Here is a 22,939-nt window from a genome sequence, read left to right on the forward strand (position 1 = left end):
CATGCCTTGACGGAAAACTCGTTCCGTCCGGGCTGCCATGCGCCACAGCCACGGGGTGGGCAGAGGCGTCAGAGCCGCTTTCTGGGCCGTGTAGGCGCCATAGTGCGCGTTAGAGACACGAAATCGGGGACAAACGGTGCTCTCCCTCGCACTTCGTTTGTGTACCCGATTCGTACGGATCTGATCCGGATCCAAGCCAACGACACGCCGTCATTAGACCCACTTTTTGTCTATTAACCCGTGAAAGTGGGGCATTTCCCTCGTGAGGCATGGTATGGCGCCGGGAAAAGAAAAATAATGTGCGGGAATTTCTATAAGTATTCGCCTAATGACCAGCGAAAATACAGAGCGAGTGAGGAGAATCGAACTCCCATCATCAGCTTGGAAGGCTGAGGTTTTACCACTAAACTACACTCGCGCAGAGCCGCTTTCGCGAACACTACCCGAAGAGAATACCACCCCACCACCAAGACTTCCACTCCGCTACGCGCCCCGGGGCCGTGGGCAGCGCCGGCCAGAATCCATTACACTAGGCACGTTGCCTAAGCCGCGCCGAGAGGCCGGCAGACCGGGAGCGTGCAGTTTCCGGCACACGGCAACGTACACACAACCAGTACGGGACGTGGCGCAGTTTGGTAGCGCACCCGCTTTGGGAGCGGGGGGTCGCGGGTTCAAGTCCCGCCGTCCCGACCGTACACTCTTTCGTTTATTACAGCCTCCTTTCTTTTATTAACGACGACGCCGCCAGCTGGCAGCGCGCAATTCCCGCAAGAGCTGACCCTCAGCGGGACGTATGTCCTTAATATGCGGTCATACCCTCAGTGTCAACGTCAACCCATTTCACCCATCACGCCACCCACTTTCCCACATGTTTTCACATATTTCTTGTAAATCCCCCGGGTGATTGAAATTACACAACGCGCCGCAATATACCCTTTCCATAGGCCATACGTCCCATTAGATTAGAAGGGTGGCGCCAGTCACGGCACCGCATTCACCAGAGCGACTCAATGAGGAGAAAACTATGAAGGCTCTTGTCTACGGAGGCCCGGGTATTAAGGAATGGAAAGAAGTTCCTGACCCGCAAATCCAGCAACCCACCGACGTCATCGTCAAGATGGAAGCAACCACGATCTGCGGTACCGACCTCCACATCCTCAAGGGTGACACCCCGGAAGTGCAGCCCGGGCGCATTCTGGGCCACGAGGGAATTGGCCGCATCACCGAAGTTGGCTCGAACGTGACGAACCTCAAGGTCGGCGACCGCGTGATTCTTTCCTGCGTGAGCTCCTGCGGGCATTGCTCCTACTGCCGTGAAGGCATGTACGCCCACTGCATGGATCCCGAAGGTATGCCGGGCGTCGGCTGGATCTTCGGCTACATGATTGACGGCACCCAGGCCGAATACGTGCGTGTGCCCTTCGCGGAAAATTCCGTGTACAAGATTCCGGAAGGCGTGAGCGATGCGGAAGGTATCCTCCTCTCCGATATCCTCCCCACCGGTTTCGAAATCGGGGTGCAGAACGGCAAGGTCAAGCCGGGCGACGTCGTTGCGGTGGTCGGTTCGGGCCCCGTGGGCCTGGCCGCGGTGATGACGGCGCGCCTGTACGGGCCGGCTAAGGTCATCGCCATCGACCTGGATGATAAGCGCCTGGATCGCGCCCGTGATTTCGGCGCCACCCACACGGTCAATAACAGCTCCGCCGATTGGAAGGAGCAGGTCATGGCCCTCACCGATGGTTTGGGTGTCGATGTCGCCATCGAGGCCGTGGGTGTTCCCGCCACCTTCGATACCTGCCTCCAGATCGTGCGCCCGGGTGGCCACGTGGCCAATGTGGGCGTGCACGGCAAGCCGGTTGATCTGCCTATCGACAAGCTGTGGATCTCCAATATCAATATTTCTATGGGTCTGGTGTCCACCAATACCCTGGAGATGCTGCTCAAGTTGGTGGCCGCCAAGAAGCTGCCCGCCGATAAGTTCGTCACCCACGAATTCGCCTTCGAGGACATTATGGAAGCCTATGAGGCTTTCGCCCACGCCGCGGATACCAATGCCCTCAAGGTCCTTATCCACTAAAGGAACCTGTCCACTCCAACCAGATCTGTCCTCGGACTCCTAGCAGCCTTCCCTCGTTTAGTAGCCCGAGGACGCATCCCCTACGGCCGGGCGCTCCCGTAAGCGCCCGGCCGTAGGTTTGTTAGGGCGCCCGAGGAGTTTCTCCGCCCCGCTGAGGAGCGCGAGCCCGGCCAGGTCATTGGGCTGGTAGGGAATGGAAAGCAGCCCGCCGTCCAGGGCGCGGTCGGTCAGGAAACTGGTGGAAGCCGCGGTGGCTTCGGGATGGTGCAGATCCCAGACCAGCAGGCCCGCGAGGAGGGCCGCAGCGGTATCCGCGGCAAGGGGCGGGTATCCCAGCCGCTCCAATCCGGCATATCCGGCGCGTAGCGGATGGGAAATGAGGACCGATTCGGTGCGCGCCATCGGCGCGATGGTGTAGGAAATATCCCGCCCGGCTTCCCGCTCCACGGTGGCGCGCCACCGCCCGATGCGTTTAGCTGCCGCGTAATTGGGGCCCTGGATATCTTGGAGCAGATTGACGACGCCGCCCTGCCGGGCAGGCCGCGCCCCGGCGAGCTTTGCCCAGCTGCGGATCGCCGCTCGGGAAAGCAGCCCACCGGGGAGTTCGGCGGTGCCAGGTAGCTCAGCGGTGCCAGGTAGCTCAGCGGCGTTGGCGAGGTCCATGCCGCCAGAGAGTTCAGCGGCGCCAGCCGCTGCGGCGTCGTTCCCCGCAACCGGGTAGGCATCCGTGGGGGAACCGTACCAGGCGAAGGCGGCCGCGCTTTCTTCGCCCACCATGCGCAGCACGGCATCCGCTCCCGCCTCCACCAGCACGAACTTATATCCGGGCGCGTAGAGGGTATCCACCACCACGAGGTCGCCGGGCAGGGAGAGAAGCCAGCCGGCCACCGCGTCCGGGGCGGCGGTCACATCACCGAAGCCCGAGGGCGCAATATGCAGGTCCCCGGCAGCTTCCAGGGCTCGGGCGCGCAGGGTGCGCATACGGCGCGACTCGCTGCGCCCCACTCCCGCCACTCGCGCGCCGGTGGCGAGCAGCGTGGGCGCAGGCGAAAGCTCCGCCCCGGCGCCGAGCACCGCCACGGTGCGCCCTTCCAGGCGCATCATCTCCGGGTTCTGCACCACCTCGGTAAGCGCCTCCAGCACCCCCGGCTGCACTCGCCCGTTTTCTTCCCAGAGCGCGAGGTGGTCCAGGAGCTCCGTGCCGCTCAGGTAAACGTAGTCCCCGCGGGCATCCTGGCGGGTTGCCCCGCGCCGGTGCTCCGGAATCTCCCGGCCCCGGAAAGGCACGGTGAAGGGGCAGGGCACCGTGGTGCCCCGCAGGATTTCGCCCCGTGGTGCCCCGCCGCGCGGGCGCAACTCGGCGAGCGGCGTGCCGTCATGCAAGGTGAGGGTGCTGTGCACGAAGTCCAGGCCGGCGCGCGCCGCCTGAGCCCCGTGGGCCGGATCATCGATCCGGGTGAGCTGCGCGTAGGGCTCGCGGTAGGTACGGCGCCAGGGAATTGCTTCTTCAAGGGATGCGGCAAGCGCGGCGTCGCCTTCCGCGAAGACTTCCACCATGCCCCGCGAGACCGCGGTGCTCGAGGGTTTCCCCTCGCGGATGGGGAGCACGATGCCGGCTTGCGCCTCGCGTAATTCCGAACTGGTGTAGCGCAGGTGGACGAGGTCGCGCCCGGTGCGTTCTTCCACCACGGCGACGGCGCCTTCCTCCCCCACGGCGCGCAGCACCACCTTTTGGGGTAGCACCAGGGGCGCCCGGAAGCTGACCGCCCCGCTGCCCGGTGCATCCCCGCGCAGGCCGAGCTGGCCGCAAGCCCAGGCATCGGTGGCGGCGCCGTGGAGCACCGCCCCGCTAAAGCCGAAGAGGCGCGCGGTGGCGCCCGAGAGGTGGATCGGGTTGATATCTCCCGTCAGGCGGGCCCAATGGCGGGCATCTTTAGCGGTGAAGCGCCGTTCGGCCAGGGCGTAGGGCGTGGCGTAGCGCAGATGCCCGGCCTCATCCACCCCGAATTCAGCGCGGAAATCGAGAACGGCGCTGGGGGCGGATGGAGCGTCGGGTGCGGACGGCGTGCCAGGTGCAGACGGAGCGGAGGCCGAGGACGGTGCGGACGGTGCGCCGTCCTCCGGCTGGGCACCGTGCTCGGGTTGCGGTTCTGCCCCGGTGAGGTGCACGGGGCTCCCGGTGCTGCCGCGGTCCAGGTAACGGGCGATTTCCCGGTAACATACTGCGCCGTCGTACAGAATATCCGCCGCGACGAGGAGCGCCGTGCCCTTCTCATCACGCTCGAAACTGGCGACCCAAGCCCGCACCGTGAGCGGGCGGCCGAAGGGGACTGGGCTGAGAATCTCCCACCGTAGGTCGGTGATCACGGCGCCGGTGGCAACGAGGGGAAGGCGGGAGTCGGCAAGAATATCGAGGGTGGGGCCCAAGCACAGCTGGTGCAGCAGGGCAGCCGGGGCGTGCCCGCCCACTCCCCCGCCAGCGAAACGGGCAACGCCTTCCCCCACGGCACGCTCGGCGACCGCGTGGACTTTCACCCGCGGCAGCTCGTCAGCCTGAGGAACGGCGCGGCGGCTAAGTTTCTGGCGAGCCGCGGCAGCGAGGATGGCGGCGTAGCGACGGGTTTGCATGGGGACCCCTTTCATCGGTGTCCCTTCCATTCTAGGAAATGAGCTGCCCGCTGCCGCCAGCAACTGCCCCGCAAGATAAAAAACCCTCGTGAGGAATCCTCACGAGGGTAAGCAAGCTTGAGCTTCCCGCGGACTTAGTCCGAGAGCAGACCCTTCTTGTAAGCCTTGGCCAGCTTGCGCGGGATGCGCACTTCGCGGCCCCGCACGCGGACGGTCTGGAGCTCGGTGAGCTCGGCCTTCCACTGGGAGCGACGAGAGCGGGTGTTGCTGCGGGACATCTTGCGCTTAGGTACTGCCATGTCAACCGCTCCTCTCTACTTTCCGGGCCGCCCTGCGCAGCCGCTACGAATCTTCGTGAATATCCGCGCCAGAACCGGCACTTCAATAACACACAGCGAATGAGTCTACCTCATCACCTCCCCGCCGCGCCAGATGGCGCGTGTGAGATATCAAGCATCGCCGCGCCCCGTATGAGGGGATGGTGCGGCACGGTGCACGCTGGCATGGACGCCGCACCATACGGCGGGAACGGGGCCATACGGCGGGAACGGGGCCATACGGCGGGAACGGGGCCATACGGCGGGCGGGCGCACCATCCGCCGCTGCCCCGCGCCCCGTGCGTGCAGCGGTGATGAGACAATACCGATATGTCGGATGTGCTATTAGAGGCCGGGGCTCGCTACGAAACCGAACTTGAGATCAAGCGTTCACGTTTTATCACGGTGCTGGAGCGGGTTGCTACCGAGGCGGAGGCGCGCGCCGTAATCGACGGTGAGAAGCGGCGCTTCCCCGATGCGCGCCACCATTGCAGCGCCTACGTGGTCTCCGTTGCTGGTAGCGCTCCGATCCACCGTTCTTCCGATGACGGCGAGCCCTCCGGCACCGCCGGGCGCCCCATGCTCGATACTCTCCTCGGCGCGGGCATCACCGACGTCGTCGCCGTGGTTACCCGGTATTTCGGGGGAACCCTGCTGGGAACCGGTGGCCTGGTGCGGGCATATTCGGATTCCGTCACCCAGGCGCTCGGCCAGGCCCGCATGGTGGAACGGCGCGTCGTGCCCCGTTACCGGGCTTTCCTCCCCCATTCCGATGCTGGCAAGTACATTGCTACCCTCTCCGGTGCCGGCTTTACCCCGGAGATGGACTACCACGACCACGGTGTTGAACTGCATATTTCTACGGAACGCGGCGCAGCCCTGGCCGCTATGATGGCAGAGTTATCCGCGGGGAATGTCGGCGTCGAACAAATTGAGGATGCGATTATCGAGGTCCCTCTACCTGGATAAACATGACGACTCGTCTATAGCGCGTTAAAATAAACAAAAACGGCCACATCGTGCTGCGCCGTATCGACATACGTCAACCACTGAATACGGTGATGCCATGAGAAGCCCCCTGCGGTCACACAAGAAGACCGGCCCTAAACCGACCTTTACTGCCGATGAAGCAATCGATGCAGTTTTCGACATTGGTTTGGATCGGTTCACGCTCGGCCAGGTTGCCGAGAAGCTCGGTGTGGCTACATCCGCTCTCTATCGCCTTTTCAAAAGCCGCGAAGACCTCATGGAAGCATGTTTGGCGCGTGTTTCGAGCGAATATCCTCCACCCGAAGGGGATAGTGCGGATGCGTTGCTGCGCGATTATGCGAATAAAGTGTGGGAGCTCATGGATACCCACCCGGGGCTCGATCTGCTTTTCGTGCAGTTCTCCGCCACCTCGCGTTTCATTGCCCCACACCTCAACGCCCTTATTAATGCGCTCGAAGATATCGCCGGCTGGGATGTGGAAATCGGGCTGCTGGCGGTGGATACCGTTACCAATATCATTATGGCCACCCACGCCGCGGCCGCGTCATTCAATAACGTCAAAGATGATGCCGATATCGCCCAGCCCACCCGCGGAAATATTGTGCTGTTCTCCCGCCTGAAATGGCGCGACCGGGCCAACCTCGATACCAAACTCGATTTCCTCATTCCGGCTTTCGCCGCGGAGGCCGAACGGCGCGCGCAGGAATCGGGCACCACCACGCGCGGCTAGCGCGCCGTCCGCGCACCATTCCCGCACCGTACCCGCCGCTCCGGTTCCCGCAAGAACACTCCGCCGCGCCGGGAACGCGCGGCTAGCGCGGGCATTTGCCCAGCTCTATCCACATCTCGGGCCACGGCGCGCCGCGCGCGCTCCAGAAAATACTATGGAGCGGCGGGAACAATATGGCTCGCAGCGGCGTTAGCGTACCCGAGGAGGAAAATATGACCATTTTCAACGACGCTACTGAACTAGTGGGGCACACGCCCCTCGTCCGTATCAATAAGCTCGCGGAGGGCAGCTCCGCGGAAGTCCTCGCCAAGCTTGAGTTTTACAATCCCGCCAACTCGGTGAAAGACCGGGTGGCGGTGGCCATTGTCGACGCCGCTGAAAAGGCCGGTGCGCTGCGCCCCGGTGGCACCATTGTGGAGGGCACCTCTGGGAATACCGGGATCGGCCTAGCCTGGGTGGGCGCCGCGCGCGGCTACAAGGTTATTTTGACGATGCCGGCGTCCATGTCGGTGGAACGGCGCATGCTGCTGCGCGCTTTCGGGGCGCGCCTGGAGCTGACCGACCCGAAGGAAGGCATGCGGGGCGCCGTGGCGCGCGCCGAAGAAATTGTGGCAACGACCGAGAACGCGATCCTGGCCAGCCAGTTCACGAACGTCGCCAACCCGGCGATCCACGAAAAGACCACCGGTGAGGAAATCTGGGCGGATACCGAAGGCAAGGTGGATTACTTCGTTGCCGGTATCGGCACCGGGGGCACCATTACCGGGGCGGGGCGCGCGCTGCGCCGTCACAACCCGGACGTGAAGATTATCGCGGTGGAGCCCGCCGAATCCCCGCTGCTCTCCGAAGGGCGGGCCGGTTCGCACGGCATCCAGGGTATCGGCGCGAATTTCGTTCCTGAGGTTCTTGACACCGAGCTCTACAACGAAGTCATCCCAGTTCCCACCGCGAAGGCGCTTAAGGTGGCCCGCGCGGCTGCTACCTCGGAGGGCCTGCTGCTGGGCATTTCCGGAGGCGCCGCGCTCCAGGCCGCCCTCGAGGTGGCGGGACGCGAGGAAGCCGCCGGCAAGCGCATCGTCGTGATCATCCCCGATTTCGGTGAGCGCTACGCTTCCACTCCTCTTTTCGATCCCTACCGCGACTAGTGGGAGGTACCGGTACGACGGCGCAGGCCAACCTGGCGCGGGGCTATACGCCCACGGCGCGGGTGGCCGGCTAGAGTAGGTCCTATGGGTTTATCTCGAGCACTCCGGCTCATGCGGGAAGATATTGATACGGCGCGCCGGCGCGATCCGGCGGCGCGTTCCCGCCTGGAAGTGGTACTGGCTTACTCCGGCGTGCATGCCGTATGGGGGCACCGGGTGGCACACGCGATGTGGGAGGCGACGCCGCGGCTCCGGCTACCGGCGCGCCTCCTCTCCCAAGCCACCCGGTTGCTCACCGGGGTGGAAATCCACCCCGGCGCCCACATTGGCCGCCGTTTCTTCATTGACCACGGCATGGGAGTGGTAATCGGGGAAACCGCGGAGATCGGCGATGATTGCATGATCTACCACGGGGTGACCCTGGGTGGGTCATCAGCCGAACCGGTCAAACGCCATCCCACCTTGGGAAACGGCGTCATGGTGGGGGCAGGCGCAAAAATACTAGGCCCTGTCCACATTGGGGACGGTTCCCAGGTGGGCGCAAACGCCGTCGTCGTTCATGATGTGCCGGCGGAAGCGACCGCGGTGGGAATCCCCGCGCGGGTACGCACCCCGGCCCATCACGAACCACTCATCGATCCGGCGATATATATTTAGGCCGCTTGAGGCGCCTTCGTACTGCTTTAGGCGCCTTCGTACCGCGCGATCTGGTCGATACGGCGCTGGTGGCGCTCGTCTTCACTGAAGGGCGTCTCCAGGAAAAGCTTGACCAGGTCCCAGGCTTCTTCCTGGGTGTGCTGGCGCGCGCCGATGGAAATGACGTTGGCGTTATTGTGCTCGCGCCCGAGCTTGGCCGTATCCTCATTCCAGGCGAGGATGGCGCGCACCCCGCGCACCTTATTCGCGGAAATCTGCTCGCCGTTCCCGGAGCCACCCAGCACGATACCCAGCGACCCAGCGTCATCTACAACGCCCTGCCCGCAGGCAATGCACGGAGCGGGGTAATCATCGAGCGCATCGTAAGTTTTTGCGCCGTGATCAACAACTTCGTAGCCACTAGCTTCGAGCTTCTCCACCAGGAATTCCTTGAGCTCGAAACCGGCATGATCTGTTCCAATATGTACTCGCATGCAGCAATCCTATCCTATTGTGCCGCTTGTCACTTTTACTTCGGGGATGGTGCGGCGACGGCGCCCACGGGGCCAACGGTGCATACGGCGCCCACGGTGCGCCGCAACGGTGCGGCGGCACGGGCCGGCGGGAAGCTGCGCCCGTGGCGATGCGCTATTTAAAGTGTCGTAGGCGTCCACTACCCTGGACACATGACTGATACTGCTTTGCATGCTGTGCTTTCGGGCGCTGATACTTCGGTGCGCCCCCAAGATGATCTTTTCCGTGCCGTCAATGGCACCTGGTTGCGTGAGAAGGAAATTCCGGCCGATCAGGTCTCGGTAGGTTCCTTTATTGATCTGCGCGATGAAGCCGAGCTCCACGTACGTGAGCTCATTGAGAAGGCCGCTGATGCGGCAGGCGCTACCCCTTCGGAAACGGCCGCGGATTCCGCACCGGGCGTTCCGGCGGAATCGCTGGCGAAAGTTGTGGCCCTCTACCGTTCCTTTATTGATACCGCGGCGATTAATGAAAAGGGCACCGCTCCCCTCGCCGCTGATCTCGATCCGGTAGCTAGTGCAAAAACAAAGGAAGATCTGGCCCGCGTGATCGGCGCGCTCATGCGCACCGGGGTGAATAGCTTCTTCGGGGTGGATGTAGCCCCCAGCCTGGCCAACCCCAATGTGAACGAATTTTCCATCGGCCAGTCCGGCCTGGGCTTGCCTGACGAAGCCTACTACCGCGAAGCGCAATTCGCTCCGATGCTGGATGCTTACCGGGAGTTTGTGCCGCAACTAGCCCAGCTGGCTTTTGATGAAACGGCCACCCAGCCCAGCCCCGCCATCACGGCCGCCGCCGGGCGCGTTATCGAAGTGGAAACGAAGCTCGCCGCCGCGCATATGAGCCGCACGGATGCCCGGGATATGGATAAGGTCAATAACCCGATGTCCTTCGCGGATTTCGTGGCCTCGGCCCCACAATTCCCCTGGGCCACCGCGCTGCGTGCCATCGGTTATGATCCCGATGGGCTCGGCACCATTATTGTGACTACCCCGCAAGCGCTGCAGGCCGCCGCGCAGCTGTGGGAGGAAACCCCGCTGGAAACCTTGCAGGAATACACCCGCTGGCGCATTCTGCTGGCGCGGGCTTCCTACCTGCCCGAAGTGATCGACGCGAAGAATTTCGATTTCTACGGCAAGGTGCTGGCCGGTACCACCCAGCAGCGGGATCGCTGGAAGCGTGCGGTGCAGCTGGTCAATGGTGTGCTCGGTGAAGCGGTGGGCCAGCTCTACGTGGCCTCCTACTTCCCGCCCGAACATAAGGCAACCATGGATCAGCTGGTCGCGGATCTCCTGGATGCCTACCGGCTTTCTATCCGGGGCCTTGACTGGATGAGTGACGCCACCAAGGAGCGCGCCCTGGCCAAGCTGGATACCTTCGCCCCGAAGATCGGCTACCCCGATAAGTGGAAGGATTATTCCTCCATGCAGATCGGAACGGATCTGCTGGCCAATATTCGCGCCGCCTGCGAATTTGAGGTGGAGGAAAACATCGCCAAGCTCGGCAAGGAAGTTGATCGCAGCGAATGGCATATGAATCCGCAAACGGTCAACGCCTACTACAACCCGCAGTGGAATGAGATCGTATTCCCCGCCGCTATTTTGCAATGGCCTTTCTTCGAGCAGGATCGCGATGCGGCCTTCAATTACGGCGGTATCGGCGCGGTGATCGGCCACGAAATCGGGCACGGTTTCGATGACCAGGGCTCGAAGTTCGATGCGGACGGCTCCCTCAATAACTGGTGGACGGATGAGGACCGCGCCGAATTTGAGAAGCGCACCGCGGCTCTTATCGCGCAATTCAATTCCTATATTCCGGCCCAGTTGAACGGGGATGAGGCTTTCCACGTCAACGGTGAGCTCACCCAGGGTGAAAACATCGGGGATTTGGGCGGCCTATCCATCGCGCTCAAGGCTTATGAAATCCACCTGGAACGCGAGGGCCTCACTCTGGAAACCGCCCCCGTGATTGACGGCTACACCGGCGCGCAGCGCGTCTTCCTGTCCTTCGCCAAGATCTGGCAGGGCAAGAACCGTGACGAATGGGCACGCCAGCTCATCGCCATCGACCCGCATTCCCCGTCCGAATTCCGGTGCAACGGCACGGTGAAAAATATCGACGCCTTCGCGCAGGCTTTCGGCCTGGAAGAAGGCGACGGTCTCTACCTCGCCCCGGAAGAACGCGTGCGTATTTGGTAAAAGCGCTCTTTCGTGCATACGGAATGTTGCGTGCGCGGTATCGCGCATACATACTATTCCGTATGCGCGGCCGAAGCAGCGTGCACGGCATCGCACGGTGCCGAAATAGCACGACGACGGCGCTAACGCGCGCCTAGTTGCCACGGCGTTACGGCGGCGGAGTGCCGGACTGACCAGGCCACCTATCCATGACATCTGTCATGAAGAATTGGTGATGCATGGCAGTTCCGGCGCCCCGCCGCCCATTTTTACACTGATGGCATGAACACAATACCCGTGGCCAACTCGGCCCACCCAACCCGGCCGGCACAAGTGACGCCCCCAGCCGGCACCGTACAGCCGGCTGCCGCGATGCAGCCAGACGGCATCGCACAGCCAGCTGTTTCCGCCCGCGCCCTCAGCCGTTCTTTCGGGAACGTGCGCGCCGTCGATAATATCGACCTCCGAATCGACACCGGAGAAATCGTGGCGCTCCTCGGCCCCAACGGCGCCGGGAAAACCACGCTCCTCGATATGGTGCTCGGCTTCACCAAACCCAGCCGCGGCACCCTGGAAGTTCTCGGCCAGACTCCCGGCTCCCCGCCCCTTACCGGGCACATCGGGGCCATGTTGCAGACCGGTGGAATGCTCCGTGATCTCACCGCCGCGGAAACCCTCCATTTTCTCGCCGACTGCCTCCCTTTCCACCTGCCGGTAAGCGACGTTATTGAACGTGCCGGTATGAGCGATTTCGCCTCTCGGAAAATCGCCAAATGCTCCGGCGGGCAAATCCAGCGCATTCGCTTCGGTGCCGCCCTGTTATCCGACCCGGAGCTGCTTATCCTCGATGAGCCCACCGCGGGGCTGGATGCCACGGCGCGCCGTGACTTCTGGGAGCATATTCGGGCCGACGCCGCTCGCGGGCGCACCATTATCTTCGCTACCCACTACCTCCAAGAAGCTCAGGACCTCGCCGAGCGAGTCATCCTCATGAATAACGGGCGCATCGTAGCTGACGGAAGCGTTGCCGAGATTACCGCCCAGCAACGCCACCACCTCACCGTCATCTGGAATCCGCAGTCCGCCATCTCTCCGGAAGAAATAGCTAGGCGCACCGGTGCCGACACGGTGGACCGAGACGGTGACCTGGTGCGTTTCACCGTGGCTGATTCTGATCGGCTTGCCGCAGTGATTCTCAATGAAGGCCTCGGCTCCCATCTCCAGATTTCTGCCGCCAGCCTCGAAGATGCGTTCTTCAGCCTCACGGCCGCGCCTCGAACCGATTTCCCCGCCGCCGCGGCACCCGAAGGAGCACGCTCATGACAACCGCCATATCCAGCCCGGCTGCGCCCCGTTCCCGCACCAGTATCTTCTTCTCCTATATCCGCCACGAGCTCTGGCGAAATCTGCGGATGGTGGACTCCCTTATCTTCCTCATCGCCCTTCCCCTCGTGATCTTCGCAGTTTTCGGGGTGGCTTCACCGGGAACGGACAAGCACATTCCCGGCGGCACCATCGCCGCCTACGTCATGGTGAGCCTGGCCCTCTACGGGGCAGCCACCGCCGCGACATCCATGGCGGGTGCCGCCGCCGTGGAACACGACAGCGGCTGGGGCCGCCACCTGGCCCTGACCGGCATGCGCCGCGGAGATTACCTGGCGGGCAAAATTATCGTCAGCCTCCTCATTGCCTGCCTCCCCATCGGCGCGACCTTCCTCCTTGGAATTCTGACCACCGCGCAATTTGATACCCCCGGGATCTGGCTCGCGAGCGCCGGACTGTGCCTGGTGGGTGTCTTCCCCTTCGCTTTCTTCGGCCTCGCCGTTGCCCTGGCGCTCCGCAGCGAAACCGCGGTGTCCATTGCCTCCGGTGTGGTGGTGCTCCTCGCTTTCCTCGGTAATCTCTTTATGCCGCTGAGCGGATCCATGATGGAGCTGGCCCGGTACACACCCTTCTACGGGGCGGGCGTGCTGGCGCACTGGCCTCAGAACGGGGACGTGATTATTACCGGTGCTTTCGCCACGCCGGGTATGCCGGAGATCCTCCCCACCGAATCCTTCGCCTGGGCAATCGGAAACGTGGCGGTGTGGACGATTATCTTCGCTGCACTGGCGCTCCTGGCCCTGCGCCGTTCGACGGTGCGGCGCTAGAGTACCGCGCTAAGGTACGGCTAAAGTGCGAGCACATCAGCAGGCACGGGCGGCGGCCGCGGAGGAACTTCGCGGCCGCTATGCTCATGGTATGGCCCCATCCCCCGCCGCTCTTTCAGCAGGCTCCGCCCCGTCTCCCGCCGTCTCAGCGGCCTCCACCGCTCCGTCTGCCTCCGCAGCATCGCCCTCCAGCCATTATTTGAACCGCATGTGGCGCACCGCTAACCAAATACCGGCGGCCCCCACCACCCGCCGCGAGCGCCTGACCATGCTCTTCGGTAGCGGGATCTGGCTGATTTTCCTGGTCTTTCCTTTCGCCGGGGTGCTCTTCACCCAGGGGCTCTCGCCCGCCGAGCGCACCCTCGGTTATATCGGGCTGGCCGCGTTCGCGTTCTTCTATATCTTGGCTTTCCAGTTCCCGGATCTGCGCCCGACCTGGCCGCGCTGGGTTTCCCTTCTGCTCTGGACGGTAACCCTGGCGCTGTCCGCCGCCCTCATCCCACCTTTCCCCTTAGGTTTCGCTTTCACCGCGCCATTTTTCGCGGCGATCTGGATTTTCTCCCTCCCGCTTATCCCCGGGATTCCGTGCGGGCTGCTCTGCTTCGCGGGCGGAGCGGTGGCCCACCTCTTAGCCCCCTATGGATTCTTGTGGGGAGCCTTCCTGGGCAGCATTATCATCCCGATGATCCCCATTCTCATCTCGCGGTTGCTGGAAGAATTTGCCACGCGGTCGGCGCGGATGCGCGCGGAGCTCATCCTTTCCGAGCAGCGTTCCGAACTGGCCTCCGTGGTCCATGATGTGCTGGGTCATTCGCTGACCGCCATCACCGTGAAAACTCAACTGGCCGCGCGATTATTGGAGAGCAATCCGGAGGCGGCCCGCGCTGAATTAGAAGACAGTCTCAATATTTCGCGCAACGCTATCGACACGGTGCGGGCCACCGTCACCGACCTGCGCCAGCCCACCCTCGACGCTGAACTGGATTCTGCTTACGCACTGCTCCGTTCGGCGCGTATCACCGCGCATTTCACGCCTCCCCCGGAGCTCCCCCTCCTCACCGCCCAGCTTTTCGCGTGGGTGGTGCGCGAAGCGGTCACGAATACGGTGCGCCATTCGGGTGCGCGCAATTGCACCATCACTATCGAGCAGAGGGAGACTGGCGCGCGCTTGCGGGTGGAGGACGACGGCGCCGGCATTCCCGCGGGGGCTCCGGCAGGTACCGGGCTGACCGGTTTGCGCGAGCGCGTGGAGGCTGCCGGTGGAACACTGGCGATTAGCCGGCTGGAACCGGGAACTCGCGTGGAGGTGTTCCTATGAACGACGGCGCACAAGTAGATGGCGGTGCTGCCCCCGCCACCAACTCGCACGTGGGCAACGGTGCGGCTACGGGGCACCGCCGCCCCATCCGGGTAGTGATCGCCGATGATCAGCGGATGGTGCGCGAGGCTTTGGCGGCGCTTCTCAACCTGGAAGAGGATATTGAGATAGTGGCGCAGTTGGAAGATGGCAGCGCCGTCGTTCCCACCGTGGCGGAAACCGGTGCCGATATTGCGCTCCTTGATATTGAAATGCCGCACGTGGACGGAATCGCAGCAGCGCAAGCACTGCAGGCGGCGGGGGCCGGCTGCGGCGTCGTTATTGTGACGACCTTCGGGCGTGCCGGGTATTTGCAGCGCGCCATGGCGGCCGGGGCGCGCGGTTTCGTGGTGAAAGATGCGCCGGCTGAGGAGCTCGCCGCCGCGCTGCGCACCGTTGCGGGCGGCGGCTACGCTATCGATCCGCAGTTGGCCGCGCAGGCCTTGCAGATGGGGCCCAATCCGCTCACCGAACGCGAGGGTGATGTGCTGCGGCTGGCGCTCAGCGGGGCGACCGTGAAAAGCATGGCCGCGCAGCTGTATCTCTCGCAGGGGACGGTGCGTAATCACCTGTCTGCCGCTATCGGGAAAACGGGGGCGAGCACCCGCACCGAGGCGGCGCAGCTCGCCCGGGCCCGCGGGTGGATCTAAACGCACCCGCGGGCGCATGGCGCACCGATGCAGAGCTAACCGTCACACCGGTGCGCAGCTACCAGCACGCCCGCGGGGCAGAGCTACGGCAGCTGAGCCGAGGAGCAAGTTCGGCGGCTAGCTAAAAATTGGCCCCGTGGTACGCGAGCGCTTGAGCTCAAAGAAACCGGGGGTGCGAGCCAGGGCGAGGCAGCCATCCCAGAGGGCGAGGGCGGCTTCCCCGTGCGGGGCCGGGGAGATGACGGGGCCGAAGAAGGCTGCGCCGTCGAAAGAAATAATGGGCACGCCGACTTCGTCTCCCACGAGCGCCAGCCCGGATGCGACGCTGTCACGCAGGGCGGCGTCGTAATGGGCGGCGTCGTTCAAATATTCGCTCCCTTCGCCGAGGGCCGCGAGCACTTCGGCAAGAATCTCGCGCCCCACGGGGCGCCGGTCTTCGTGAATAGCCTGGCCCAAAGCGGTGTAGAACTCGCCGAGCTTCTCGTTGCCTTCCAGCTGGGCGATTTTCATGGCGACGAGCGCCGTCTCGCGCCCCTCCTCCACGTGAGCGCGGTACTCCTGCGAAATATCTTTGCCCTCGTTGAGGATCGCGAGGGAGAAAGGCCGCCACGTGACGGTGAAATCACGAGCGGTGGCCACCTCGGTGACCCAGCGGGAGGTAATCCACGTCCACGGACATGTTGCATCAAACCAAAATTCAACCTGAGTACTCATGGTTCTATCCAAGCGTGAAAACGGACGCGGTGGGTCGCCTCGCGCCATGAGCGAAACTGGAACGGCGCGCGAACGGTGCGGCAACGGCGCGCGAACGGTGCGGCTGAAAGCGGGCGGTGCGGGCAAGGGCGCGCCAGAACCGGTAGGATTTCACGTAAATTGTGCTGAAAGCCAAGGAAAGGAAGCTTGATGGCCGGGACTAATCTCACCCGCGCAGAAGCTGCGGAACGCGCGCAGATCGTAGCGACGCAGAATTACCGCATTGAACTTGATCTGACCACCGGGGAGGAAACCTTCGCGGCGGTTACCGAAATTGATTTTGAGGCCACGCCGGGTGCCGATACGTTCCTCGACCTCATCGCGAAGTCGGTGGAGCGCGTGGTGCTCAACGGCGCGGAGCTTGACCCGGCCAGCTACCAGGATTCGCGCCTGCCGCTGCCCAACCTCGCGGCGCAGAACACGGTGCGGGTGGAATCCACCCAGTACTACTCGCGCACCGGTGAGGGCCTGCACCGTTACGTGGATCCGGCCGACGGCGAGGTCTACCTCTACTCCCAGTTTGAGGTGGCGGACGCGCGGCGGGTCTTCGCGAATTTTGAGCAGCCTGACCTCAAGGCGAATTTCACCTTTACGGTGACCGCGCCGGAGAACTGGAAGGTGTTCTCCGTGTCCCCCACCCCGGAGCCGGTGGCCCTGGGTGAAGGCAAGGCGCGCTGGGATTTCACGCCCACCGAGCGCCTATCCACCTACCTGGTGGCGATTGTGGCCGGCCCCTACGAGGGTGTGGAAGGCGAACCCTTCCATTCCATCGACGGGCGCGATATTCCGCTGGGTGTGTACGCGCGGAAGTCGCTGGCCCCCTACCTGGATGCCGATGAGATTTTCACCATCACCCGCCAGGGCTTCGAGTATTACGAAGCGAATTACGGCCACCCCTACCCGTTCCGCAAGTACGACCAGGTGTTCTGCCCGGAATACAATGCCGGCGCCATGGAGCACCCGGGCCTGGTGACCATCGTGGAAACCTATGTTTTCCGCACCAAGCCCACCGGCGCGATTATCGACCGGCGCACCATCACCATCCTGCACGAACAGGCCCATATGTGGTTCGGCGACCTGGTCACCATGAAGTGGTGGGATGACCTGTGGCTCAACGAATCTTTCGCGGAGTTCATGAGCCACCTGGCCGCCGCCAATAACACTCGCTGGAAGGATGCCTGGACCACCTTCCTCGCCTCTGAGAAGACCTGGGCGATCCAGCAGGATCAGCTTCCCTCCACCCACCCGATTGCCGCGGATATTCGCGATCTGGAAGATGTGCTCGTCAATTTTGACGGCATCACCTACGGTAAGGGTGCTTCGGTGCTCAAGCAGCTGGTGGCGTACGTGGGGCAAGAACAGTTCCTGGCCGGGGTGCGGGCCTATATTGCTAAGCACAAGTGGGGTAATGCCACACTCACCGATCTGCTCACCGAGCTGGAAGCTTCCTCCGGGCGTGACCTCAAGGAATGGACCCGGGTGTGGCTGGAGGAATCCGGCGTCAATACCCTGCGGCCCGAAGTGGAGGCCAGCGGCGGGGTTATCGACCGGCTCACCGTGGTCCAGAGCAACGACGCGAACTCTTCGCTGCGCCCGCACCGTATCCGTATTGCCGGCTATGACCTGGACGGGGACGGGCTGCGCTGCGTGAAATCCGAATGGGTGGATATTGCCGGTGAGCGCACCGAGATCGCGTCCTTCCAGGGTGCTGAGCGCCCCGATCTTATTCTGCTCAACAGCCAGGACTGGGGCTACGCCAAGATCCGCTTCGATGCCGATTCCTTCCGGGTGGCGCTGGAGAATCTCGAGAAATTCGATAACCACCTGGATCGCTCCGTGGTGGTCTTCGCGGCCATGGATATGATGCGCGACGGCGAACTCGACGCCCACACCTACGCGGATATCGCGCTGGCGGTGCTGGCGGATGAAACCGATGGCACCGTGCTGCGCGTGGTGCTCGGCTCCCTGCATTCCGCGGTGGAGCTCTACTCCAACCCGGCCACCCGCACGGAGTTCGCGGCGGCCGTTTCCGAGCGTATTTTCGAATTGGCGCTCACCGCGGCACCGGGTTCGGATCGCCAGCTCCAGCTCATGGGTGCGGCGATGCGCCGGGCCGTGAGCGAGGAGCAGCTCGGCCTTATTGCCGGGTGGCGCGACGGCGTGGCCGTTCCGGAAGGCTACGACGTCGACCAGGAAGTCCGCTGGAATATCCTTATCGCCCTGGCGGCTAACGGGCGGGCCGATCAGGCCGATATTGACGCCGAGTTCACCCGCGATTCTTCCTCCTTCGGGCAGATTTTCGCGGCCCAGGCCGAAGGCGCGCTGCCCGATAGCGCAGCCAAGGAAAAGGTTTGGGAAGAAATCGTGCATCCGGAAACCAATACCCGCCAGCGCAACCTCGCCCTGGGCACCGGGCGTTCCTCCGCGGAGAGCGTGCGCACCTACGCGGAGAAGTACTTCGCGGTGGCCAAGGACATGTGGGATAACAATTCGGTGGAAATCGCCTCGAATATGCTCGAGTACGCCTACCCGGCTCAGTTGGCCGGCCGTACCGACCTCGGGGTGGATCTGCTGGCCCTCGGCCAGGAATGGCTGGCCACCACGGATGCGGCGCCGGCCTGCCGGCGTATCGTCTCCGAAGTGGTGGACGGCACCGCCCGGGCGGTGCGCAACCAGGAAGCCGACCGGAAGGCTGGGAACTAGGGCCTAAGCGCTAGCCACATAGCTGATTATTCCGATGCACAAGCGGTGCGGGAACTCGCCATGGGTTCCCGCACCGTGGCATTTAACCAGCTCGCACCGGCTACCCCAAAGCTGAAACTATCCTGGATATTTTTATCATCACATTTCCTAATATCCTTTTATTACTTCGCTATAAACTTGTGGTGCAAACCGTCATAGTCAAAGAAGAGGAAGACACCCCGATGAAGCACCCGAGTTACCTGGCCGTTGCCGCCGCCGCAGCCACAGCCATGTTCATTCCAGCCGCGGCGCTCGGTGCCCCGGCCACATCCACCAGCCTGACGAGTAATCTTTCCCGCGCGGCTGCAGATACGAACAGGGATAAGGCCGCTGAGGAGAAGGCCGCCGCGGAAGCGGAACTGGCTCGGGTCACCGCTGATCTGGCCGCCGAGAAGGCGAAGGTTCCGAGCCTGGAAGAAGACCTGGCCGCCGCGCGCCAGCGCCTCGCGGACCAGGAAGCTCCCCTCGCTCCGTTGCGCGCACAGCAGCAGGAATTGAGCACCGAGTGTGGCAAGCTCGGCCCCGCCATTGCTAGCCAGGAAAAGAAACTGGCGCAACTCCAGGCCACGCTCAAGGAAGTTCAGGAAACTGAATACGCCACGATTGATGAGAAAAATGCGCTGGTGGTCAAGCGCACGCAGATGCAGCAGGCCGGCGAGGATGTGACGGAGATCAGCGCGCAGATTGACGCGCTGGAGAAGAAGCTTGAGCAGCTGCGCACCCAACAGCAGCAGCTCAATACCCAGATTTACACGCTCAAGCCGCTGATCGAGGAGCTGCGCGGCGCGCAGGCGCAGTGCCCGGCGATGGAGGCCGAGCTCGCCCAGCAGATCAAGGACGCGGAGGCCGCGGCCGCACCGGCGCGCGCCGAGGTTGCAGAGAAGGCGAAGGCGCTCGAGGCGGCGCAGGCCCGCGTGACTACGCTCACCGAAGGCGCCGCGGCGCTCGAGAAGAAGATCGCGGAGCTGAATGAGATTCTTGCCCGCCCGCTTCCCGCGCAACCGGCGCAGCCTTCCACGCCAGGTGTTACGACGACGCCGCCAGCCGGCCCCGCGGCCACTCCGGCCGTCACCGGTACCCCGGCAGCCCCCTCCGCCCCTGCCGCCCCGGCAACCGCCGCCCCCACGGCAACAAATACGCCCACGGCAGCCACGGCGCCCACCGCAACAGCTACACCCAAGGCCAACGCAGCCAAGCCGCAGCTGGCCCACTCGGGTGCGGAGCTGGGCGGCGCCATTGGCGCGGCCACGGTGCTCCTCGGAGCGGGCGGTGCGCTGGCGCTCCGGCGGGCGCGCCGCTAGGCACCAGTAGCTAATCGCCAGTCACTGAGCGTGCGCCACTAAGCACCGGCCACCGATGCCAGCCACCAGGCGCCCGCAACTCGGCACCAGGCCCTGCATCTAGCAGGAAAGCTACATTTCTCGCATACAAGCCGAAGCGGCGGATACCCACCGGTATCCGCCGCTTCGCCTATTACGCGCTACTACTTTTATGACACGGTGCCGCGCTGCCCCTTAACGCAAGGCACGCGGGAGCCGGGCGCCGTCGTCGTTAAAAGCGGAGAGGCGATAGCAGGTGACGGTGAGCTCCCCGCTCACCTCCATCCGCACCTGCCCGCGCGGGTAAATGCGCTGGGTGAAGGAGGTGGTGCCTTCCTGGAAGAGCTCCACCAGGGAGCCGTCCATCCACAGGGAGGCCGGCGCACTCACGGCGGCGGTGAAGAGCACCTCGTTCGTTTCCGAATCGCGCAGGGAGATGGTGCCGCTGCCCTCCAGGTCCAGGGAGAAGGAGCGCAGCTCGGGCAGTTCGGTCACGACCTCGCCTTCGCCCTCGCGCAACGCGAAGATTTCGGGGGCCGGCTCGGTCCACACGCGCCCGTCGGAAATACGCACCTGGCGCGGGTAGGTGAGCGCACCGTTGTAGCCCGAGGCGTCGATATCGGCGTCGGTACGGTCGGAGCCTTCCCAGGTCCAGCCCCAAGCGAGCACGCGCTCCCCGTCCACCACGCACTGGGGCGCGTAGAAGTCGGGCCCGGCGTCGAATTCACCGCCGGCACGGGGCACGAAACGGGGGTACCCGGCGCTCATATCCAGATCGCCCACCAGGTAGGCCACCCCGGTGAGGTGATCCATCAGCGTTTCCGCTTCCACCCACTGGGAGACGATGAGCACCCACGCCTCCCCTACCTGGATGAGCTGGGGGCATTCCCAGATGGAGGCCGGGGCGTAGATGGAGGCGAGCGGGTCGTCGCCCACCAGGAGGGTGTCCAGGTAGCGCCAGTTGCGCCAATCGGAGCATTCGTAGAGGAAGATGACGGGGGTGCCGTCCTCGAAGCCGCCGCCGTGGATGGCGTAGGTGCGCCCCTCCACCTGGAAAATGAAGGGGTCGCGCATGGCGCGCACGTTTTCGATGGGCGGCATGGTGGCGACGACGCCGGTGGGCTCCCAGCCACTCCGGTCGGCGTTTTCCTCCGCCAGGACCGTCACGGAAGGGCCGTCCCCGCGGGTGACGGCGGTGTAGAGCAGCGAGGATACTCCCTCGTGCACGGTGCCCACGCCGGACCAGCAGCCGGCCGAATCGGGCTGCCCGGGGCGCGGTTTGAGGGCGATGGGCTGCGCCGTCCAATTGACGAGGTCCGTGGAGGTGGCATGCCCCCAGTGGATGTGGTCATGCCAGGGCGCCTTGGGGTTGTACTGGTAGAACATATGCCAGGTATCGCCCACCTTGTGGATGCCATTGGGGTCGTTGACCCACCCGAAGTTCGGGCGCACGTGCAGGGCGGGGAAGAAACGGTCGGGGAAGTGGTCGAGCTGTGTCATGAGTGCCTCCTTTGTTGAGGGGGTTGGGGGCGGCGTGGCGGCCAGTGGGGAGCGGCTGTGTCCCTCGTCGTTGAGGAGGGCACGGTCGGGTACCCAGCCGGCGTGCCGGCGCCCGTGGGCTGCGGCATAGAGCCGATGTTGGTCAGTTCCCGCCGTTGAGCTTTCCTGCGGCGCCGTGGGGCAGCCGCAGCTCGGCCCGGTGATGACGGTGCAGGGCACCAGTCGGGTACGGTGCCGCTCCGCGGCGGCATCCGGGTCACCGAGCAGGCGGGTGATTTCGGTAATGGCGCGCTCGGCAACCTCTTCTACCGGGTCAACGGCGCGCAGGAATGATTGGGCTTCGGGCAGGTGGGAATCGTCGAAAACGGCCAGGCGAATATCGCGGCCCGGCACCAGGCCGCGGCGCCGTATCTCCGCCATGGCGGGCACGCACATGGCCGAGCTGCCCAGCACCAGGGCGTCAATATGGGCGCAGGAGTCAAGCACCTGGGCGATCTGGCGGCGCACCGCCCGCGGGGAGGAATGGGCGCCCACCAGCTGGTGGCGGGTCACCCGGTGGCCCCGTTCCACCAGGGCTTCCTCGAAGCCGCGCATATGCTGCGAGCCGTTGGCGATGCGCCGGTCCGGGTAGAAGAGCACCGGGTAGCGCACCCCGTGGTCGAGGAGGTGGGCGGTGATATCGCGGATCCCCTGCTGGTAGTCGGTGCTCACCTGCGGGGCTACCACGGCGGGATCGTTCCCGTTGACCACCGCGAAGGGGATGGCGTGGCGGCGCAGCCGTGGCAGCGAGTGCCGGCGCCATCCGGGCACGGGGCTGATGATGACCGCGTCCAGGCGGTGCGCGATGAGGGCGCTGAGGGCCGCTTCTTCGGTGTGTACGTTCGCACCGGTATCCAGCAGGAAGGGCACGAGGCCGGCGTCGGTGGCCTGGCGGGCCAGTTCCAGGGCCACCGCCGTGCCCCCGGCGTTGCCGAGCAGGGTTCCCACAATGGCGATTCCGGGTGAGGCCCCGGCGCGTAGGGAGCGGACGGTGCGCGGGCTGGAGTAGCCCAGTTCCGCTGCCGCCTCCAGTACCCGCATCCGGGTGGATTCGGCCACCCGCCGGGTCCCGTTGAGCACGTGGGAGACCGTGGTGATGGATACCCCGGCGCGGCTTGCCACGTCTTTCATCCCTACGCCCGCCATTGTTCCTCCTTCTTGCGTTGTACGACGACGCCGGCGGCCCGCTGCGCGG

General features: G+C 64.2%; 17 protein-coding genes and 2 tRNA genes. 13 read left to right on the forward strand and 6 right to left on the reverse strand.

What is annotated here, in order from left to right:
* Positions 1 to 347: 347 nt before the first annotated feature.
* Positions 348 to 418: transfer RNA gene (locus ACRQFC_RS03375), tRNA-Gly, on the reverse strand.
* Positions 419 to 616: 198 nt separating this feature from the next.
* Between ACRQFC_RS03375 and ACRQFC_RS03380 the strand changes: the two genes are divergently transcribed.
* Both ACRQFC_RS03380 and ACRQFC_RS03385 read left to right on the forward strand, forming a co-directional pair.
* A tRNA-Pro gene (locus ACRQFC_RS03380) sits at positions 617 to 690 on the forward strand.
* 334 nt (positions 691 to 1,024) lie between these two features.
* Positions 1,025 to 2,077 (forward strand): zinc-dependent alcohol dehydrogenase family protein, encoded by a 1,053-nt coding sequence (locus ACRQFC_RS03385; protein WP_026428489.1) that lies wholly within the window; start codon positions 1,025 to 1,027, stop codon positions 2,075 to 2,077.
* Positions 2,078 to 2,134: 57 nt separating this feature from the next.
* On the opposite strand, the gene ACRQFC_RS03390 is transcribed toward ACRQFC_RS03385, so the two are convergent.
* Together ACRQFC_RS03390 and rpmF are read right to left on the reverse strand one after the other, a co-directional pair.
* Positions 2,135 to 4,705 carry a MaoC family dehydratase gene (locus ACRQFC_RS03390; RefSeq protein WP_284897622.1) on the reverse strand — a complete coding sequence of 857 codons (2,571 nt, stop codon included), beginning with the start codon at positions 4,703 to 4,705 and terminating at the stop codon, positions 2,135 to 2,137.
* Positions 4,706 to 4,839: 134 nt separating this feature from the next.
* Positions 4,840 to 5,004 (reverse strand): 50S ribosomal protein L32, encoded by a 165-nt coding sequence (gene rpmF / locus ACRQFC_RS03395; protein WP_016442420.1) that lies wholly within the window; start codon positions 5,002 to 5,004, stop codon positions 4,840 to 4,842.
* A gap of 348 nt (positions 5,005 to 5,352) precedes the next feature.
* On the opposite strand from rpmF, the gene ACRQFC_RS03400 reads away from it, so the two are divergent.
* From ACRQFC_RS03400 to epsC, 4 genes are all read left to right on the forward strand, one after another.
* The gene (locus tag ACRQFC_RS03400) at positions 5,353 to 5,991 is read left to right on the forward strand and encodes an IMPACT family protein (protein ID WP_284897620.1); all 639 of its coding nucleotides are present in this window, start codon (positions 5,353 to 5,355) and stop codon (positions 5,989 to 5,991) included.
* Positions 5,992 to 6,088: 97 nt separating this feature from the next.
* Positions 6,089 to 6,742 (forward strand): TetR/AcrR family transcriptional regulator, encoded by a 654-nt coding sequence (locus ACRQFC_RS03405; RefSeq protein ID WP_284904403.1) that lies wholly within the window; start codon positions 6,089 to 6,091, stop codon positions 6,740 to 6,742.
* 212 nt (positions 6,743 to 6,954) lie between these two features.
* Positions 6,955 to 7,887 (forward strand): cysteine synthase A, encoded by a 933-nt coding sequence (gene cysK, locus ACRQFC_RS03410; protein ID WP_284897024.1) that lies wholly within the window; start codon positions 6,955 to 6,957, stop codon positions 7,885 to 7,887.
* A gap of 84 nt (positions 7,888 to 7,971) precedes the next feature.
* Positions 7,972 to 8,544 (forward strand): serine O-acetyltransferase EpsC, encoded by a 573-nt coding sequence (gene epsC, locus ACRQFC_RS03415; RefSeq protein ID WP_087071041.1) that lies wholly within the window; start codon positions 7,972 to 7,974, stop codon positions 8,542 to 8,544.
* 26 nt (positions 8,545 to 8,570) lie between these two features.
* Here the strand turns inward: epsC and ACRQFC_RS03420 are convergent, their stop codons facing one another.
* The gene (locus ACRQFC_RS03420) at positions 8,571 to 9,017 is read right to left on the reverse strand and encodes a ribose-5-phosphate isomerase (protein ID WP_284897026.1); all 447 of its coding nucleotides are present in this window, start codon (positions 9,015 to 9,017) and stop codon (positions 8,571 to 8,573) included.
* Between the two features lie 192 nt (positions 9,018 to 9,209).
* On the opposite strand from ACRQFC_RS03420, the gene ACRQFC_RS03425 reads away from it, so the two are divergent.
* The 5 genes from ACRQFC_RS03425 to ACRQFC_RS03445 all read left to right on the forward strand — a co-directional run bounded on the left by ACRQFC_RS03425 (position 9,210) and on the right by ACRQFC_RS03445 (position 15,391).
* Complete coding sequence (locus ACRQFC_RS03425) at positions 9,210 to 11,255, forward strand: M13 family metallopeptidase (protein ID WP_284897028.1); 2,046 nt, start codon at positions 9,210 to 9,212, stop codon at positions 11,253 to 11,255.
* A gap of 261 nt (positions 11,256 to 11,516) precedes the next feature.
* Positions 11,517 to 12,557: an ABC transporter ATP-binding protein gene (locus tag ACRQFC_RS03430; protein ID WP_284897030.1), complete on the forward strand. Its 1,041-nt coding sequence runs from the start codon at positions 11,517 to 11,519 to the stop codon at positions 12,555 to 12,557.
* Entirely contained in the window at positions 12,554 to 13,384 is an 831-nt protein-coding gene (locus ACRQFC_RS03435) for an ABC transporter permease (RefSeq protein WP_284897031.1), read from the forward strand. Before ACRQFC_RS03430 ends, ACRQFC_RS03435 begins: the two co-directional genes overlap by 4 nt.
* Positions 13,385 to 13,592: 208 nt before the next feature.
* A complete protein-coding gene (locus tag ACRQFC_RS03440; RefSeq protein WP_284897033.1) occupies positions 13,593 to 14,702 on the forward strand; it encodes a sensor histidine kinase in 1,110 nt (369 codons plus the stop codon).
* The gene (locus tag ACRQFC_RS03445) at positions 14,699 to 15,391 is read left to right on the forward strand and encodes a response regulator transcription factor (protein WP_284897035.1); all 693 of its coding nucleotides are present in this window, start codon (positions 14,699 to 14,701) and stop codon (positions 15,389 to 15,391) included. The genes ACRQFC_RS03440 and ACRQFC_RS03445 overlap by 4 nt, the downstream gene beginning before the upstream one ends.
* Positions 15,392 to 15,508: 117 nt before the next feature.
* On the opposite strand, the gene ACRQFC_RS03450 is transcribed toward ACRQFC_RS03445, so the two are convergent.
* On the reverse strand, positions 15,509 to 16,105 hold the full coding sequence (locus ACRQFC_RS03450; protein ID WP_284897037.1) for a mycothiol-dependent nitroreductase Rv2466c family protein: 597 nt from the start codon (positions 16,103 to 16,105) through the stop codon (positions 15,509 to 15,511).
* Positions 16,106 to 16,294: 189 nt separating this feature from the next.
* Between ACRQFC_RS03450 and pepN the strand changes: the two genes are divergently transcribed.
* Both pepN and ACRQFC_RS03460 read left to right on the forward strand, forming a co-directional pair.
* Positions 16,295 to 18,847 (forward strand): aminopeptidase N, encoded by a 2,553-nt coding sequence (pepN, locus tag ACRQFC_RS03455; protein WP_284897039.1) that lies wholly within the window; start codon positions 16,295 to 16,297, stop codon positions 18,845 to 18,847.
* Positions 18,848 to 19,029: 182 nt separating this feature from the next.
* The gene (locus ACRQFC_RS03460) at positions 19,030 to 20,187 is read left to right on the forward strand and encodes a coiled-coil domain-containing protein (protein WP_284897041.1); all 1,158 of its coding nucleotides are present in this window, start codon (positions 19,030 to 19,032) and stop codon (positions 20,185 to 20,187) included.
* Between the two features lie 213 nt (positions 20,188 to 20,400).
* Here the strand turns inward: ACRQFC_RS03460 and ACRQFC_RS03465 are convergent, their stop codons facing one another.
* Complete coding sequence (locus ACRQFC_RS03465) at positions 20,401 to 22,890, reverse strand: LacI family DNA-binding transcriptional regulator (protein ID WP_284897042.1); 2,490 nt, start codon at positions 22,888 to 22,890, stop codon at positions 20,401 to 20,403.
* Between the last annotated feature and the right edge of the window lie 49 nt (positions 22,891 to 22,939).

Origin of the sequence: Actinotignum inguinis (assembly GCF_051265835.1) — a bacterium.
In the GTDB taxonomy this organism is placed as follows: Bacteria; Actinomycetota; Actinomycetes; order Actinomycetales; family Actinomycetaceae; genus Actinotignum; species Actinotignum timonense.

Bases quoted from the DNA above. Each gene is read 5' to 3' on its own strand.
- ACRQFC_RS03385 (WP_026428489.1), top strand. From the start codon at position 1,025: ATGAAGGCTCTTGTCTACGGAGGCCCGGGTATTAAGGAATGGAAAGAA.
- ACRQFC_RS03390 (WP_284897622.1), bottom strand. From the start codon at position 4,705: ATGCAAACCCGTCGCTACGCCGCCATCCTCGCTGCCGCGGCTCGCCAG.
- rpmF (WP_016442420.1), bottom strand. From the start codon at position 5,004: ATGGCAGTACCTAAGCGCAAGATGTCCCGCAGCAACACCCGCTCTCGT.
- ACRQFC_RS03400 (WP_284897620.1), top strand. From the start codon at position 5,353: ATGTCGGATGTGCTATTAGAGGCCGGGGCTCGCTACGAAACCGAACTT.
- ACRQFC_RS03405 (WP_284904403.1), top strand. From the start codon at position 6,089: ATGAGAAGCCCCCTGCGGTCACACAAGAAGACCGGCCCTAAACCGACC.
- cysK (WP_284897024.1), top strand. From the start codon at position 6,955: ATGACCATTTTCAACGACGCTACTGAACTAGTGGGGCACACGCCCCTC.
- epsC (WP_087071041.1), top strand. From the start codon at position 7,972: ATGGGTTTATCTCGAGCACTCCGGCTCATGCGGGAAGATATTGATACG.
- ACRQFC_RS03420 (WP_284897026.1), bottom strand. From the start codon at position 9,017: ATGCGAGTACATATTGGAACAGATCATGCCGGTTTCGAGCTCAAGGAA.
- ACRQFC_RS03425 (WP_284897028.1), top strand. From the start codon at position 9,210: ATGACTGATACTGCTTTGCATGCTGTGCTTTCGGGCGCTGATACTTCG.
- ACRQFC_RS03430 (WP_284897030.1), top strand. From the start codon at position 11,517: ATGAACACAATACCCGTGGCCAACTCGGCCCACCCAACCCGGCCGGCA.
- ACRQFC_RS03435 (WP_284897031.1), top strand. From the start codon at position 12,554: ATGACAACCGCCATATCCAGCCCGGCTGCGCCCCGTTCCCGCACCAGT.
- ACRQFC_RS03440 (WP_284897033.1), top strand. From the start codon at position 13,593: ATGTGGCGCACCGCTAACCAAATACCGGCGGCCCCCACCACCCGCCGC.
- ACRQFC_RS03445 (WP_284897035.1), top strand. From the start codon at position 14,699: ATGAACGACGGCGCACAAGTAGATGGCGGTGCTGCCCCCGCCACCAAC.
- ACRQFC_RS03450 (WP_284897037.1), bottom strand. From the start codon at position 16,105: ATGAGTACTCAGGTTGAATTTTGGTTTGATGCAACATGTCCGTGGACG.
- pepN (WP_284897039.1), top strand. From the start codon at position 16,295: ATGGCCGGGACTAATCTCACCCGCGCAGAAGCTGCGGAACGCGCGCAG.
- ACRQFC_RS03465 (WP_284897042.1), bottom strand. From the start codon at position 22,890: ATGGCGGGCGTAGGGATGAAAGACGTGGCAAGCCGCGCCGGGGTATCC.